The organism is Halomonas sp., from assembly GCF_031581305.1.
Taxonomy (GTDB): Bacteria; Pseudomonadota; Gammaproteobacteria; order Pseudomonadales; family Halomonadaceae; genus Halomonas.
The window spans coordinates 1-16,288 of record NZ_JAVLBC010000054.1 but is presented as its reverse complement, the minus strand read 5'-3'; the positions used below and the strand labels follow the sequence as shown (position 1 = coordinate 16,288).

Annotated in this window: 17 protein-coding genes; 15 read left to right on the top strand and 2 right to left on the bottom strand. The window is 65.1% G+C overall.

The genetic code is table 11. The features are described 5' to 3' along the window. The first annotated feature begins 9 nt into the window (after positions 1–9). Entirely contained in the window at positions 10–114 is a 105-nt protein-coding gene (locus RI841_RS06565; RefSeq protein WP_310704781.1) for an AzlD domain-containing protein, read from the top strand. Between the two features lie 93 nt (positions 115–207). Next, positions 208–849 (top strand): pyridoxamine 5'-phosphate oxidase, encoded by a 642-nt coding sequence (gene pdxH / locus RI841_RS06560; protein WP_310704780.1) that lies wholly within the window; start codon positions 208–210, stop codon positions 847–849. Positions 850–917: 68 nt separating this feature from the next. Here pdxH and RI841_RS06555 read toward each other — a convergent pair whose 3' ends face one another. Beyond that, a complete protein-coding gene (locus RI841_RS06555) occupies positions 918–3,665 on the bottom strand; it encodes a bifunctional acetate--CoA ligase family protein/GNAT family N-acetyltransferase (RefSeq protein ID WP_310704779.1) in 2,748 nt (915 codons plus the stop codon). 110 nt (positions 3,666–3,775) lie between these two features. Between RI841_RS06555 and RI841_RS06550 the strand changes: the two genes are divergently transcribed. Next, on the top strand, positions 3,776–4,711 hold the full coding sequence (locus RI841_RS06550; protein WP_310704778.1) for a histone deacetylase family protein: 936 nt from the start codon (positions 3,776–3,778) through the stop codon (positions 4,709–4,711). 153 nt (positions 4,712–4,864) lie between these two features. Beyond that, a complete protein-coding gene (locus tag RI841_RS06545; protein WP_310704777.1) occupies positions 4,865–5,500 on the top strand; it encodes an XRE family transcriptional regulator in 636 nt (211 codons plus the stop codon). Positions 5,501–5,503: 3 nt separating this feature from the next. On the opposite strand, the gene RI841_RS06540 is transcribed toward RI841_RS06545, so the two are convergent. Further along, positions 5,504–6,349: a formate dehydrogenase accessory sulfurtransferase FdhD gene (locus RI841_RS06540; RefSeq protein ID WP_310704776.1), complete on the bottom strand. Its 846-nt coding sequence runs from the start codon at positions 6,347–6,349 to the stop codon at positions 5,504–5,506. Positions 6,350–6,444: 95 nt separating this feature from the next. Between RI841_RS06540 and RI841_RS06535 the strand changes: the two genes are divergently transcribed. The 11 genes from RI841_RS06535 to RI841_RS06485 all read left to right on the top strand — a co-directional run. After that, positions 6,445–6,876: a DUF3305 domain-containing protein gene (locus tag RI841_RS06535; protein ID WP_310704775.1), complete on the top strand. Its 432-nt coding sequence runs from the start codon at positions 6,445–6,447 to the stop codon at positions 6,874–6,876. Further along, positions 6,873–7,478, top strand: a complete 606-nt coding sequence (locus RI841_RS06530) for a DUF3306 domain-containing protein (RefSeq protein WP_310704774.1) — start codon at positions 6,873–6,875, stop codon at positions 7,476–7,478. The genes RI841_RS06535 and RI841_RS06530 overlap by 4 nt, the downstream gene beginning before the upstream one ends. Positions 7,479–7,581: 103 nt before the next feature. Then, positions 7,582–9,291, top strand: coding sequence for a 4Fe-4S dicluster domain-containing protein (locus RI841_RS06525; protein ID WP_310704773.1), 1,710 nt, complete (start codon positions 7,582–7,584; stop codon positions 9,289–9,291). A gap of 4 nt (positions 9,292–9,295) precedes the next feature. After that, positions 9,296–9,898, top strand: coding sequence for a molecular chaperone TorD family protein (locus RI841_RS06520; RefSeq protein ID WP_310704772.1), 603 nt, complete (start codon positions 9,296–9,298; stop codon positions 9,896–9,898). Between the two features lie 82 nt (positions 9,899–9,980). Then, on the top strand, positions 9,981–10,184 hold the full coding sequence (locus tag RI841_RS06515) for a twin-arginine translocation signal domain-containing protein (protein ID WP_310704771.1): 204 nt from the start codon (positions 9,981–9,983) through the stop codon (positions 10,182–10,184). 26 nt (positions 10,185–10,210) lie between these two features. Further along, entirely contained in the window at positions 10,211–13,066 is a 2,856-nt protein-coding gene (locus tag RI841_RS06510; RefSeq protein WP_310704770.1) for a molybdopterin-dependent oxidoreductase, read from the top strand. Positions 13,067–13,076: 10 nt separating this feature from the next. Next, entirely contained in the window at positions 13,077–13,691 is a 615-nt protein-coding gene (fdh3B, locus tag RI841_RS06505) for a formate dehydrogenase FDH3 subunit beta (RefSeq protein WP_310704769.1), read from the top strand. Positions 13,692–13,703: 12 nt separating this feature from the next. Next, entirely contained in the window at positions 13,704–14,762 is a 1,059-nt protein-coding gene (locus tag RI841_RS06500) for a formate dehydrogenase subunit gamma (RefSeq protein WP_310704768.1), read from the top strand. A 95-nt stretch (positions 14,763–14,857) separates the two neighbouring features. After that, positions 14,858–15,181 carry a DUF1244 domain-containing protein gene (locus RI841_RS06495; RefSeq protein ID WP_310704767.1) on the top strand — a complete coding sequence of 108 codons (324 nt, stop codon included), beginning with the start codon at positions 14,858–14,860 and terminating at the stop codon, positions 15,179–15,181. Then, positions 15,178–15,699 carry a molybdenum cofactor biosynthesis protein B gene (gene moaB, locus RI841_RS06490; protein ID WP_310704766.1) on the top strand — a complete coding sequence of 174 codons (522 nt, stop codon included), beginning with the start codon at positions 15,178–15,180 and terminating at the stop codon, positions 15,697–15,699. Before RI841_RS06495 ends, moaB begins: the two co-directional genes overlap by 4 nt. Continuing rightward, positions 15,692–16,288 (top strand): molybdopterin molybdotransferase MoeA (locus RI841_RS06485; RefSeq protein ID WP_405000919.1); only part of this gene is annotated, 597 nt, incomplete at its 3' end. The genes moaB and RI841_RS06485, both read left to right, overlap by 8 nt.

Sequence of the window (16,288 nt, the reverse complement as noted above, 5' to 3'; positions counted from 1 at the left end):
CTCGCCTCCCTGGCGGTGGTGGGCCTGCACCTGTGGCAGCGCAACGCCCTGCTGTCGATCATCGGTGGCACCGGCGCCTACATGGCGATGGTGCAGCTGGGCTGGACACCATAAACTTAGCGGAAAATATCCACTGCCCAGTCCGTTCGGGGTATTGAGCTCGACCCGGCGAGCGGCGACCATGGCACAAAATCCGAGGAGAAGGTCATGACACGCAAGATTGCCGACATCCGGCGCGACTACGAAGGCGGCCAGCTCGACGAGTCTGCCACCCCCGACGAGCCCATGGCGCTGTTCGACGAGTGGCTGACCCTGGCGCTGGATGCTGAGGGGGACGACGGTAATGCCATGACCCTGGCCACGGCCGACAGCCAGGGGCGCCCCCATGCCCGCGTGTTACTGCTCAAGGGCGTCGACGACCAGGGGCTGACCTTCTATACCAATTACCACAGCCACAAGGGCAGTGAACTGACCAACGTGCCCCATGCAGCCCTGGTCTTCTGGTGGCCGTCGCTCTCTCGCCAGGTGCGGGTCGAGGGGCGTGTTGAGCAGGTCGCCCCCGAGGAGTCGGATGCCTATTTCGCCAGCCGTCCACGCGGCAGCCAGCTGGGTGCCTGGGTGGCCACCCAAAGTGTGGTGATCCCGGACCGCACCTGGCTCGCGGAGCGCGAACAGCGCTTCGAGCGCGCCTACGAGGGGCAGGAAATCCCCCGCCCCATCCATTGGGGCGGCTATCGGGTGGTTCCTGACATGATCGAGTTCTGGCAGGGGCAACCGAGTCGGCTCCACGACCGCATCCGCTACGAGCGGCGCGACGGTAGCTGGCACCGTTTCCGCCTGGCGCCCTGAACGCGGGCGCTTGCTCCCGACGCACGGTCCCGCCACTCGGTGGGGCCATCGTCCTTCCGGCGGCCGGTTCAGTCCGGCAGGCTCTCCAGGCGGTGTCGTTGCCAGTCGCTCTCCGGCTCGTTGAGCCGCAGTACCGCATCGACCACCTGCTCCTCCATGTTGTAGCGCAGTTTGAAGCCCAGGTGCTTCATCAGCGCCCGCATCGGATGGTTATCGACCATGATCTTGCCGATCATTTCGAGGGTCCCCACGCTCTTGCAGTAGCTGATCATCTTCTCCATCAGCAGGCTGCCGATGCCCAGCCCCTGGAGGTCGTCACGGATGATGACCGAAAACTCGGTACGAATATTGTCCGGGTCATTCCACACCCGGACTACGCCGAGCATTTCCTTGCTGCCGTCATCGCGGAGGTGCTCGGCGATGAAGGCCATCTGCCGGTCGTAGTTGATGTGCGATAGAATCGACAGGTCTCGCTGGGTCAGGTCGGCCTTGTTGTGGAAGTAGCGAAAACGAATGCTCTCCTCTGAGAGTTGCTCATGGAAACGGGTGATCAGCGGCGCATCCTCGGCCCGGATCGGGCGAACCTCGACCTGCCAACCGTTCTTGAGCGTCACCCACTCCCGCAGCTCTTCGGGATAGGGCATGATCGCGAAGCGTGCAGGGGGACCGAGGTCCATGGCGAAGTCCACTGCCACCACGCCATCGCGATTCAGCAGCAGTGGATTGAGCTCCAGGCCGCGCAGCTGCGGCAGGTCGCTGGCCATCTGCGACAACTTCACCAGCAATTCGCAGAGCCGCTCCAGGTCGCGTTCGGGATGGCTGGAGTGTTCCCGGATCAATCGAGCGGCGTGGGTACGACCCACCACGTCCGCGGCCAGGCTCATGTTGAGCGGCGGCAGCGCTACCTGGCGGTCAGCCAGGATGTTGGCCTTGTAGCCGCCGATACCGAAGACGATCACCGGTCCGAAGATCGGATCACGGGTAATGCCGGCACATAGCTGCATGGAGTGCTTGCCGCGCTGCATGGCCTGTAGGCAGTATTCGCGCACCGCGAAGTCCGGAAATTTCTCCTTCACCTTGTCGCTCAGCCGTCCCACGGCGTCGGCGACCTGGGCCGGGCCCGCCAGGTCCTGGATCAGGCCGGCAGAGATCTTGTGGGGATGTTGGCGGTAGCGGAAGGGGCGGCAGTTGCCTTCGTGGATCACCTTGAGGGCCATGGGACCCTCGAAGGCGGCAGCAGCCTCGCTGGCCCCCTCGGCGGACTGTGGGTAGCGGCTCGGCGCCACCGGCAGTCCGTAGGCCTCCAGCACTCGGGCCGTCTCGGAGTGCACCAGACACTCGCGCCCCGCCTCGCGTGCCTCCTCGATCAGCGACCGGCAGCGCCGACGAATATCCAGGGTGGTGGTGAAGGGCAGGCTCGGCGGGGTTTCCTGGAGCAGTGCCTGCACCCGCTGGTAGTCGACCATATGCATGAAGGCCTTTATCGCCTTCTCCGGGGAGATGTAGGTGGGAATGCCGGCCAGGTTGCACTCGTGACGTGCCGAGAGTGCCTCCTCCAGGCCCATCCAGCTGGTCAGCAGGTTGCGCCGGAAGCGTTTGCGTGCGGCGATGATCGCCTGGGCGGTGGTTTTTGACGGGGCCATGCGAGTCGGGGCATGGACGACCAGTACGGCATCCACGCCCCGGTCTGCCGCCACGATCTCCAGCGCTTCCACGAGTCGCTCTGGGGTGGCATTGCCGCCCAGGTCCACCGGGTTCTCGCCGGGCTTGCTCATGTCGAAGTCGTCGCGGCGCAGGGCCTCACGAGTCTCCTCACTGAAGCGGGCCAGTTTGCCCCCGGCGTTGATCAGCTTGTCGATGGCCAGCATCGCCGGCCCCAGACCGTTGGAGACAATGGCCAGGCGGTCCCCCTTCAGGGGCCTCATGCGTGAAAGCGTCTCCAGGGCATCGAACAGCTCGTCGGAGTCATCAACCCTGACCACCCCCGCCCGGGCGAAGGCCGCATTGAAGACCTGGTCACGATTGGCGATACCGGGCGTGGGCGGCAGGCCGGAAATGTCGGACTCCGCGGTACGCCCGCTCTTGATGGCCAGTACCAGCCGGTTGCGCGAGGCATCGCGCAGCGCGGTCATGAAGTGCTGGGCATCCATGATGCGTTCGAGATGAAGGAGGATCGCCTGGGCGGGCGAGAACTGGTTGATATAGTCCATCAGGTCGGGCAGCAGGACGTCGACGCTGTCTCCCACCGTGAGCAGATGCGAGAAGCCGATGCCGCGGCCGGCAGCCCAGTCGATCATGGCATTGCCGAGCATGCCCGACTGGCCCAGATAGGCCACACGGCCAGCCTTCACCGGCTGGCTGGCATAGGAGGCGTTGAGCTTGCGCCCCGGGACGATCAGCCCCATGCACTCGGGTCCGAGGACGCGGATGCCCGATGCCCTGGCGGCGGCGAGCATGCGACTGCGGAGCGAGCCCTTGTCGCCACGCGCATCATCGAGGTGGGCACCGCCGGAGAGCACCAGCGTGGCCTTGACGCCGAAGCGCCCGAGTCTCTCGATCAGGCCCGGCACCGTCTCCACCGGCGAGCAGATCACGGTCAGGTCGGGCACCTCGGGCAGCTGCGAGACCCGGCTGACGCAGGGCATCGCGAAGACCGACTCATAGCCCTTGGGATTGACCGCCCACACACGGCCGGCAAAGCCGCCTTCCCGGAGGTTGCGGATTACCAGGCCGCCCATGGAGTGGGGCTTCTCGGAGGCCCCGATCACCGCGATGGTCGCGGGCTCGAAGAAGTGGCGCAGGAAGCGGGTGCTCAAGCAGGATCCTCCCTGAAGGAACGTTGCCCTTCATTGTGTACGACTTATTGACACTGTTCTGCAAGCGGGCGTCACGATTAAGGTGGTCTCAGTCACTTCGGAGCCAGTGCATGATCACCGCCTACATTACTCACCCCGACTGCCACTTGCACCACATGGGCCCCGAACATCCCGAGAGCCCGCTGCGGCTGGATGCCATCCGAGCGCGGCTGATGCTCTCCGGTGTGTTGCAGCAGACCATGCAGTCCGAGGCCCGGGAGGCCACCGAGGAGCAGCTCGCCCGGGTCCACCCTCTTCGCCACCTGCGGGCCCTGGACAAGTGCGTCCCTGAGCATGGCATCGTCACCCTCGACAGTGACACCATGATGAACCCGAACAGCCTGAAAGCGGCAAGGGTGGCGGCTGGCGCTGTCGTGAGGGGTGTCGACCAGGTGTTCCGCCACCAGGCCGACAACGTCTTCTGCGCGGTGCGCCCCCCGGGGCACCATGCCGAGGCCACCGACGCCATGGGCTTCTGCTTTTACAACAACGTGGCAGTGGGCGCGGCGCATGCCAGAGACAAGTACGGGGCTCGCCGGATCGCCATCCTCGACTTCGACGTGCACCAGTGCAACGGCACCATTGACATCTTCAAGGATGATCCCGAGGTGCTGGTCTGCACCAGCTTCCAGTTCCCCTTCTATCCCTGGCGCTACCTGCGCAACGAATGGCAGAACGTGGTCAATACGCCCTTGTCCGTCGGCACCGACAGCGCTGCCTTCCGCCAGGCGATCGAGGACGACTGGCTACCTGCCCTGCATGCCTTCAAGCCGGAGATCGTGCTCGTCTCGGCGGGCTTCGACGCCCACCGCGAGGACCCCATGGCGGAGCTCTGCCTGGAGGACGAGGACTATCACTGGGTCACTCACATGGCACTGGAGATCGCCGCCCTTTATGCCGATGGCCGCCTGGTGTCGGTGCTGGAAGGCGGCTATGACCTGGATTCCCTGGGTCGTTGTGCCGAGGCGCACCTCAAGGCCCTGCTCGGGCTGCCCTTCGGCGATTGACCCGCCCGTTTCCCGGTATCGGGAAACACGCCTCTCACCCGCCTCTCCACGACAAGCGCGTTCTCACCGCGCATGGCGGGGTCATTGACGTGGGGCAGCGAACGGCGGTTGTGGTAGGCTTGGGGAAATCTCGTTTCCGATAGTGAACAGCGCATGCCCGCCACCACCGATCAGGACGCCGCCCTGCGCATTGCCGCCGGCCGCAAGCCCTTCGTCGAACCCCAGCGCCTCGGCGAACGCCTCAAGGAAATTCGCCTGGCGCACCATTGGACACTGGAGGACGTCAGCCAGCGCACCGGCCTGGCACGTTCCACCCTCTCCAAGATCGAGAACGACCAGATCTCTCCCACCTTCACGGCAGTACAAAAGCTGATCAACGGCCTGGGCATTGACCTGCCCCAGCTGCTCTCGCCCCCCCGGGTCCAGCCCCGCACCATGGGGCGGCGCGATCTCACTCGCCGAGGCGAGGGTCAGCGCCACCCTACCCCGACCTACGAGCATGAGCTGCTCAGCTGTGAGCTCGCCCAGAAGCGCATGATTCCCTTCAAGACCATCGTACGGGCTCGCGCCTTCAACGAGTTCAGCGAATGGGTACGCCACGACGGCGAGGAGTTCCTGATGGTGCTCGATGGCGAGATCCTGCTCTACACCGAGTACTACGAGCCGCTGGCCTTGGTCAGCGGCGACAGCATTTACTTCGACAGCGCCATGGGCCATGCCCTGGCCTCCGTCAGTGAGGCCGATGCCGTGGTGCTGTCAGTCTGTACGCGGGGCGATGGCAGCGCCTGAGACTCACGCCCGTACCCGGTCCCCCGGGCGACGCGCCGGCACGGCATCGAGCTCGAGCCGGCCCGCCCCATGGATCGCCTGGAAGTGGCGCCCCTTGGCGCGAGCGATCAGCAGCACGCCGAAGCGCTCAGCCAGCTCCACCCCCTTCTGAGTCACGCCCGATCGTGACACCAGGACCCCGATCCCCATCTGCGCCACCTTGAGCACCATCTCCGAGGTCAACCGTCCGGTGGTGTAGAAGATGTCGGCATCAGTGCTATCCGCCGCCGCCAGCCATTGGCGGCCGGCCAGGGTGTCCACGGCATTGTGTCGCCCCACATCCTCGACAAAGTCCAGTACCGACTCCTGGCGACACAGCGCGCAGCCATGCACGGCACCGGCGCTGCGATAGGTCTCGTTGTAGGCGCCGAGGTTGTCGAGCAGCTGATAGAGGACTGACTGGCGCATCTCGGTGGCCGGCAACGGACGCAGCGAAGTCGCCTCGAGCAGCCGACCGAACACCGTCCCTTGACCGCAGCCGGTCGTCACCGTCCGCTGCCCCAGGCGCTCCTCCAGGTCCTCTGGCAAATGGCGGGTGACCACCGCGGCAACCTCCACTTCCCAGTCTACGTGTACCGCCTGGAGGTCCCGCTGATCAACCAGCAGTCCCTGGTTGCGCAGGTAGCCGATTACCAGGGCCTCGGGGTCGGCCCCTAGGGTCATCAGGGTGACGATCTCCCGCTTGTTGAGATAGACGGTCAACGCCCGTTCCGCGGCGATGGCCTGCCGCTTGGCCGCGCCGTACTCATCGAGCACCTCGATCTCCAGGGTGGCAGGCAGGCGTGCCTGGCTAAGGCTGATTTCGTGCATCCACGGCTCCTCGACAGAACGTTGATTGACGATGATGGCATTGTCTCTTTCTACTGTCTTTAATATATGGATATTCAGTGAAAGGCCCCAATCCAATGACATCGATTACCAGCCACCGCTCTCTCAGTTTCGATGTCGCCGGCGAGCCTCTCTTCATCAAGGGCTTTGCCACGACACGCTGGAGGATCATCGATCTTGCGCCCGGGCAGGCCGGTCCCTGGACACTAGACCTTCAACTCTACATGACCGAACGGGCTGCCTATCGCTTCAATTTGACCAGTGACACGCCTCGCCTGTTCGTGCGGGCCGGGGAGGCCGGTGCCAGACCAGCACCCGCGGCCATCACCGCCAGCCAGGACGTGGCCGCCGGCTGGCTCGATGGCGAGCATCAAGTCCTTGAGGTCGACATGCCGCTGGCGATACAGGCCTGGATAGAGGCCTACCTCGCCCATCGTGGCGAGGCCCCGGCGGAGGGGCGCAAGAAGAAGCGCAAGGGTGCCGGGCGCGCCCGGGAGATCGAAGCATGAGCCGGCTCGAGAGATGGTCACGACTCAAGCGGGGCGAAGTCCCGGCGTCATCGGAGATGTCGTTGCCGCCGCGTGGGACCGAGGCACAGCAGGGCAATCAGCCAGACCGGGAGCCGCTGGAAACTGATCACCCCGAACGAGCTGCTGCGCCGTCCGGTCCGCCAGCACCCGGCAGCCTCGATCACACCCTGCCGGATCCGGACACCCTCCCTGCCGGCAGCGACATCAAGGCCTACATGTCCTCTGGCGTCAGTCGCGGTCTCCGCAAACGCGCCCTACGGCGTCTCTTTGCCGCGGACCATTATGGCATCCGTGACGGTCTCGACGATTACGACGATGACTACCGGGAGAAGCTCCAACCCCTGGCCAGCGAAGTGGCCGAACGGCTGCGCAACTGGACTCGGCAGCACCTGGGCGATGACGAGGCACCGGCCGACCATGCCACCGAGACCAGCGAGGCATCACGCCCGGATGTAGCGCCGGGTTCCCCCGGACGAATGGCACCCGATGACGAGGCAGACATGGCCTCACGTGAGCAAACCGAGGACGAGAACCGCGAGGAACTTTCGGAAGAAGCCGGCCGCCCGAGCAGCACACCTTAGACCAAGGGAGTGTTTGCACGCGGAGTCGATTCGACCAACACTGATAAATTAGCACTTCACAACAAGAACAAGTTCAATCTACACAACCCGACCGTGAGACTGCATGAACCAGCAAATCGATATCATGCCGATGGATGATGACCGTAACCGGCAGGCCCGGGAGGCGGCACGGCAGCGTGTCTCCTGGCCGGTCAATCTCACACCGGCCAGTGTCGGATACCATAGCGAAGGCCACGCCCTGGTGCTCGGCAACGAGCGCGACGTGCGGCGTGCAGCCCGTGCCCTTCATGACCGGGGGCTTCCAGCTCCGACCCTCCTCTTCACCGAACCGGTCGACAACGGCGAGACGGACGAGGATGAAGCACTGCTCGCCGACACCGCCGGCATGACCAGCCAGCGGCTCTCACGGGCCCAGTCCCGTGCGATCGAACTCGAGGGCTACCTGGGGCACTTCTCGGCCCGCTTGGCCGGCGAGGGCGAAACGCTCGACTTGGCACGGGCACTGGCCGATCGCGAACATTTCGACCTGGTGCTCGACCTGAGCGAGACCCCGGTGCTGGACCTCGAACTGCCTCCACCCGGCTATACCGCTTTTTCCTGGCCGGACCCGCAACGCGATGAGCAGCTGGATGCGCTCGCCGCCCTGGTGGGCGACTTCGACAAGCCACGCTACTTCCAGATCGACAATGCGCTCTGCGCCCACTCTGCCAGCGGCTATACCGGCTGTACCCGCTGCCTGGAGGTCTGCCCGGCCGATGCCGTCCACAGCCACCAGGGACGGATCGAGGCCTGGATCGAGATCGATCCCTTCCGCTGCCATGGCGTCGGCAGCTGCAGCAGTGCCTGCCCCACTGGCGCGATCCAGTTCCGTCTTCCGGAGACCGCCCGCCAGCAGGAGACGCTGCTAGCCTGGCTAGAGGCCTATCGCGAAGCCGGCGGCACGGCACCGGTTGTGCGCTTCGCCGAAGTCGGTGACCTGGCAGGCGAAGAGGCTGCCGCGGGGCATATTCTCGATATTCCCCTCGAGGAGCTGGGAGCTGCTGGTCATGATCAGTGGCTGACCGCCCTGGCAGGCGGTGCCGCTGAAGTACGCATCCAAGGCCGTCCGGGTATGCCGGAACGACTCACGGCCTTCATCGATGACCAGCTGGCACAGGCTCACTCCCTGCTCAACGCCCTTGGCCATTCGCCGTCGCGGATCACCCGAGTGATGGCCGGTGACGAAGCCGCCCGTGACGCCCTGCCACAGGAGGCGCCGCTGGACGGTGAACCCCTGGTGTTCACCGACAATAACAAGCGCGACCGTCTCGATAGCGTGCTGGCCCACCTGGAGAGTCTTGGTGTTACCGACGGCCAGCGCCACGCCATGCCCGCTGGCGCCGCCTATGGTGGCCTGGCCGTCGATGGCGAGGCCTGCACGCTATGCTTCTCCTGCGTCTCCAATTGTCCCACTCCGGCTCTGGCGACCGGCGACGACCAACCGATGTTGAGCTTCCGCGAGGCGGACTGCGTGCAATGTGGGCTCTGCGCCGAGGCCTGCCCCGAGGATGCCATCACTCTGGTCCCCGGCTTTCTGGCCGACACGACTCGGCGCGAGCGGCAGGTCCAGCATCAGGAGGCGGCCTTCCCGTGCATTCGCTGCGGCAAGCCCTTCGCCACCGCGAGCACCGTCGCCACTCTCAAGGCCAAGCTAGCCGATCATCCCTATTTCGCCGGCGATGCCTTGACCCGCCTCGAGATGTGCGAGGACTGCCGGGTCAAGGATGTCTGGCAGGCCATGGCCCGCGACCCTGAATCGCAGCTGAAGGTATGAATCCATGAACGAGTTGAACGAGCGTGATGCCCTGCGAGCCGATGTCTACCGGCTGTTGGCGAGGCTACTGCGCGAAGCGCCCGACGCCTCGTTGCTCGACTGGCTCTCCGGGCTGGAAATCGAGCAGGACGGAACCGTGCTTGCCGAACGCTGGGCGGCGCTGGTCACCGCTGCCGGCGAGACCACGGTCGATGTCCTCGAGCGGGCCCATTTCCGCCATCTGGTCGGGGTGGTACAGGGTGACATCACACCCTATGCCTCCTGGTATCGCAACGGCGAGCTGATGGATGCGGCGCTGGTCGCCCTGCGTCGCGACCTCAAGGCACTGGGCTTTCAGCGTGCCGAGCATACTCGGGATCCGGAAGATCACCTGGCCGCCCTGTGCGAGGTGATGGCGATGCTTATCGAGACTCGCTCCCCGGCTGAGGCACGCTTCTTCATGATGCACCTCGCCCCATGGGCTGCGCACTGCCTGGCAGACCTTGGCCGGGTCGACACCCCCTTCCATGCGCACCTGGGGCTGCTCGGTCAGACCTTCATGGAAGTGGAGTCTCGGCGACTCGAGGCCGAGTCGTCCGAGGATCCCGTAAGGATCGTCGAACCCTGACGCCTCACATCGGACCGTGATGGCACAACCATAACAGGGCCCGGCAAGGGCCTCGGATAGCATGAGTAGAGGAGACATTCTTATGCCTAATACACGTAACCCGGAGCGCCGGCGCTTTCTCAAGACGCTCGGCATCGGTACCGCTGCTGCCGGTGCTGCGGCCGCGGTCGGCCATGTGACGTTGGCCCAGGCCGACGCCAAGCCGACGACGAAGGAGACCAGCCCTTCCCGCGAGTACCGGGAAACCCCTCACATTCGTGCCTTCTACGCTACCCTGCGTGACTGACGGCCCCGAGCCAGGAGAGAGATGCCATGCGTCTGACACCTAGATCCGACATTCCGAGGGCCGGTGGATTGGGGATTTCCCGTCGCCAGTTCCTCAAGCGCAGCGGTGCCACCACCGGCGGGCTAGCCGCCGCAGGTTTCATGGGCGCCCCCATGATGCAGCGCGCAGAGGCGGCCGAGAAGACCGCCTGGTCCGAGGCTCCCGTCGAGACCAAGCGGACCGTCTGTTCACACTGCTCGGTGGGCTGCGGCGTGTATGCCGAGGTCCAGGAAGGGGTCTGGACCAAACAGGAACCGGCCTTCGACCACCCGATCAACCGCGGTGCCCATTGCGCCAAGGGTGCCTCGCTGCGTCAGCATGGCCACTCGAGCCGCCGCCTCAAGTACCCCATGAAACTGGTGGGCGGCGAGTGGCAGCGGCTCAGCTGGGAAGATGCCATCGAGGAGATCGGCAGCAAGGTACTGGAACTGACCGAGGCGCATGGCCCGGACAGCATCTATTGGCTCGGGTCGGCCAAATTCAACAACGAACAAGCCTATCTGATGCGCAAGTTCGCTGCCCTGGCCGGGACCAACAACACCGATCACCAGGCGCGCATCTGCCACTCCACCACCGTGGCCGGGGTGGCCAACACCTGGGGTTATGGGGCGATGACCAACTCGCTCAACGACATCCAGAACAGCAAGTCGGTCATGTTCATCGGCTCCAACCCGTCCGAGGCGCACCCGGTGGCCATGCAGCATATCCTGCTGGCCAAGGAGAAGAGCCAGGCCCAGATCATTGTCGTCGACCCGCGCTTCACTCGCACCGCGGCCAAGGCCGACAGCTATGTGCGTATTCGCCCCGGATCCGACGTAGCCTTCATCTGGGGCCTGCTGTGGCACATCTTCGAAAACGGCTGGGAAGACCAGGAGTACATCAACCAGCGCGTCTACGCCATGGACGAGGTTCGCGACGAGGTGGCCCAGTTCCCGCCCGGTGTCGTCGAGAACATCACTGGCGTCTCCGAGGAGGCCATGCGTGACACCGCCCGCCGCCTGGCCGAGAACCGCCCGGGCTGCGTGGTGTGGTGCATGGGAGGTACCCAGCATACCACGGGCAACAACAATACCCGTGCCTACTGCATCCTAGAGCTGGCCCTGGGCAACATCGGCAAGTCCGGCGGCGGGGCGAACATCTTCCGAGGCCACGATAACGTTCAGGGTGCCACCGACCTGGGCCTGATGTCACACTCCCTGCCCGGCTACTATGGCCTGTCCGAGGGCGCTTGGAAGCACTGGTCCCGCGTGTGGGATCTGGACTACGAGTGGGTCAAGGGGCGCTTCGATCAGGCTGAGTACGCCGACGGTCAGCCGATGCACTCAAGCGGCATCACCGTCTCGCGCTGGATCGACGGCGTGCTGGAGCAAGAGGAAGATATCTCCCAGCGTACCCAGCTCAAGGCGATGTTCTACTGGGGACATGCGGTCAATTCCCAGACCCGTGGCCCCGAGATGCAGCAGGCCATGAAGCAGCTCGAGATGATGGTCATCGTCGACCCTTACCCCACCGTGGCAGGTGTCATGCACGACCGTCAGGATGGCGTCTACCTGCTGCCGGCGGCCACCCAGTTCGAGACCTACGGCAGTGTCACCGCCACCAACCGCTCCATTCAGTGGCGTGACCAGGTGATCGAGCCGCTTTTTGAATCAAAGCCCGATCACGAGATCATGTATCTTCTCGCCAGAAAACTGGGCTTCGGTGACGAGCTCGTCAAGAATTTCCAGATGAACGGTGATGTGCCGCTGATCGAGGATATCACTCGGGAACTCAATGCCGGTATGTGGACCGTGGGGTATACCGGTCAGAGTCCCGAGCGACTCAAGGCCCACCAGCAAAACTGGCATACCTTCAGCTTCCACGACCTGCGCGCCGAGGGCGGCCCTGCCGACGGCGACTACTACGGCCTGCCCTGGCCCTGCTGGGGCACCGCCGAGATGGGCCATCCCGGCACGCCGATTCTCTACGACACCAGCAAGAAGGTGTCAGAGGGCGGACTGACCTTCCGCGCGCGCTTCGGCATCGAACGCGACGGCGAAAACATCCTCGCCGACGGTTCGTTCAGCGAGGGCTCCGAGCTCGAGGACGGCTATCCTGAGTTTACGGACGCCATGCTCAAGGACCTCGGCTGGTGGGACGATCTGACCGACGCCGAGAAGGCCGAGGCGGAAGGCAAGAACTGGAAAACCGACCTCTCCGGCGGCATCCAGCGCGTGGCGATCGCCCACGAGTGCGCTCCTTTCGGTAATGCCAAGGCGCGCTGCAACGTCTGGACCTTCCCCGACCCCATCCCCAAGCACCGTGAGCCGCTCTATACCAGTCGCCGCGACTTGGTGGCCGACTACCCGACCTGGGACGACGTGGCCTCCCACTACCGTCTGCCCACCCTCTACAAGACCATTCAGGAGAAGGATGTCACCGGGGACTACCCGATCATCCTCACCTCCGGGCGTCTGGTTGAGTACGAGGGCGGCGGCGAGGAGACCCGCTCCATGTCCTGGCTCGCCGAGCTGCAGCAGGAGATGTTCGTCGAGATCAATCCGGCCCTGGCCAACGACTTGGCCATCGCAGAGGGTGACATGGTGTGGGTCGAGGGCGCCGAGGGCGGCCGCGTGAAGGTCAAGGCGCTGGTCACCCCGCGGGTCGCCCGCGAGGTAGTGTTCATGCCCTTCCACTTCGGCGGCATGTTCCAGGGCGAGAGCCTGCATGACCGCTATCCGGAAGGCTCGGCACCCTATGTGCTAGGCGAGGCGGCCAACACCGCCACCACCTATGGCTATGACTCGGTGACCCAGATGCAGGAAACCAAGTGCACCCTGTGTCGCATCGAGAAGGCAAGCTGAGGAGAAGACCATGGCCACTATGAAGTTCATGTGCGACGCGGAGCGCTGCATCGAGTGCAACGGCTGCGTCACCGCCTGCAAGAACGCCAACGAGGTGGAATGGGGTGTCCAGCGCCGTCGCGTGGTGACCCTGAACGACGGCGAGCCCAGCGAGGTCTCCATCTCGGTGGCCTGCATGCACTGCGACGATGCGCCCTGCATCGCCGTCTGCCCCACCGAGACCCTGTTCCAGCGCGATGACGGCATCGTGCTGCACGACAAGGACCTGTGCATCGGGTGTGGCTACTGCCTCTATGCCTGTCCCTTCGGCGCACCGCAGTTCCCGAAAGAGAATGCTTTCGGCGAGCGGGGCAAGATGGACAAGTGCACCTTCTGCGCCGGGGGGCCGGCGGAGACCAAGGAGGAGGAGTACCAGAAGTACGGGGCCAATCGCATCGCCGAGGGCAAGCTGCCGCTATGTGCCGAGATGTGCTCGACCAAGGCACTGCTGGCTGGCGATGCCCAAGAGGTCGCCGATATCTTCCGCCAGCGCGTGGTTCAGCGCGGGCATCGGGATGGCGGCTGGTCTGACAACCCCAGGGCCGACGCCGATTCGCTGGCCTATGATGCCACCCAGCAGGGCTAAGGAGGTCATGTCATGAGCAAGTCCACACCTTGGCGGGCGCTATGGCGACTGCCCCTGCTGGTGCTGGCCCTGGTGGCCAGCCTGGGGGTCGCCCAGTTTGCCCTGGCCCAGGCCGACCCCGACCGCGAAGCGGCCACGGCGGTTCCGGCCCTGGATGCCGATGCCTGGCGTCAGATCAAGAGCGGCGAGACCGGCCCCAACTACCGGGACAGCCGTTTCGACTCCAACTACAACCTGATCAACGCCAGTGGCGAAACCTGGCGGCAGCTTCGTGACCGCTGGGTCTCTCCCTTCGGTGTGATCGCCGTCGTGGGTATGATCGGGGTGATCGCGCTCTTCTACCTGGTGGTCGGCCGCAAGAAGCTCGACGAACCACGAACGGGCCGCAAGCTTCTACGCTGGTCGCTGGTGGTCAGGTCCCTGCACTGGACGGTGGCAAGCCTGTTCATCCTGCTTGCCCTTACCGGCCTCAACCTGGCCTATGGCCAGGCCGTCTTCCGGCCGATCTTCGGCGACGGTTTGTGGGCGGCCATGATGTCCGGCACCAAGTTGATCCACAATTACCTGGGGCCGCTGTTCGGCATTCTGCTGGTGATCCTGCTGCTGCGCCTGCTGGCCGCCAACATTCCCCGCAAGCACGATCTGGCCTGGTTCGCCAAGGGCGGCGGCCTTGTCGGCAAGCAGCACCCGGATGCGGGCTTTGCCAACGCCGGTGAGAAGGTGTGGTACTGGCTGCTCGCCACGGCCGGCATTGCGGTGATCGCCAGCGGACTGGTGCTGGACTTTCCCAACTACGGCCAGGTCCGCGACACCATGCAGTGGGCCAACATCATCCATGCCGTGGGTGCCTTCGGCCTGACGGCGGTCGCCCTGGGCCATATCTACATCGGCACGGTGGGTACCGAGGGCTCCTTCGAAGGCATGGCCACCGGCTACGTGGACGAAACCTGGGCCAAGGAGCATCACAACCTCTGGTACGAGGAGGTCAAGGACCAGGCCGTTCCCGAGGAGCAGCTGGCGGCCGGCCGTCCGCCCGCGCAGGGCGACGAGCCGGCCCCCCGCTCCGGCTGAGCGTTGGCAGGAACCCACCCATCGACACCGCCTACGGGCGGTGTCTTTTGTTAAGCTGGTGCGACAGACGCAATAACCATCCCGAGGAGTCCTTCATGCAGCATCTCGACGACGCCACCCGCACCGAGCTCGAAGCGGCCGCCTTTCGCCGCCTGCTCCGCCATCTGGACGAGCACAAGGAGGTGCAGAATATCGACCTCATGATCCTCGCCGATTTCTGCCGCAACTGCCTCTCCAAGTGGCTGGTGGCCGCCGCCGACGAGCGCGGCGCTACCCTCGACTACGAAGCCGCCCGTGACTACGTCTACGGCATGTCCTATGCGGAGTGGAAGGCCAGCTACCAGCAGGAGGCCACCCCCGAGCAGATGGCCGCCTTCGAGGCGCGCCAGGCTGCCAAGCAGGAGCAGCAGCAAGGATGAGCGAGCCGATGATTCCCCTCTCCATCGCAGTGCTGACCATCTCCGACACCCGCGACGAGCAGACCGACCGCAGCGGCCAGGCGCTGGTCGAGCGCCTCACCGCCGCCGGCCATTCCCTGTACGGGAAGCGCATCGTGCCCGATGACGTCTACCGCATCCGTGCCGTGGTGGCCGACTGGATCGCCGACCCGGAGGTCCAGGTGGTACTGACCACCGGCGGCACCGGCTTCACCGGTCGGGATTCCACGCCCGAGGCAGTCTCGGTCCTGCTCGACAAGCGGATCGAAGGGTTCGGCGAACTCTTCCGCCACCTTTCCTGGCAGGAGATCGGCAGTTCCACCGTGCAGAGCCGCTGTCTCGGGGGGTTGGCCAACGCCACCGTGGTGTTCTGCCTGCCCGGCTCCACCGGCGCCTGCCGCACCGCCTGGGACGGGATCCTGATCGAACAGCTCGACAGCCGTCACAAACCCTGTAACTTCGCCAATCTCGTGGTCCCCGAGCGAGGCCAGCATGTCTGAGCTGCAAACGGTCGAGGCGGCCCTGGCGGCGCTGCTTCGTGGCGTGGTCATGACCTCGTCGGCCCCCCTGCCCTGTGATCAGGCGGCGGGCCGCGTACTCGCCGAGGCCATCGAGGCTCGGCTAGATGTGCCGACCTTCGACAACAGCGCCATGGACGGCTATGCCCTCCACCACCGAGACGCCGGAAAGCGGCTGCCGATCGACCAGCGTATCGCTGCGGGCTCGTCGGCTACGCCCCTGGCACCCGGTACCTGTGCGCGCATCTTCACCGGGAGCGAGATCCCCTCGGGAGCCGACTGCGTGGTGATGCAGGAGCGGGTCGAGGTGGAAGCCGACCAGGCGGCGATACCGTCCGATATCCCGGCCGGCGAGAATATCCGCCGCCGTGGTCGTGATGTCGCGGCGGGCGATCTACTGCTGCCTGCCGGCGAGCGACTGGAGGCCGCGGCGCTGGGTCACCTGGCCGGTCAGGGCATCACCGAGGTAGTGGTGCGCCGCCGGCCTCGAGTGGCGCTGCTCTCCACCGGAGACGAAATCGTCGATCCGGGCCTTCCTCTTGCCGCAGGCCAGATCTACAACTCCAACCGG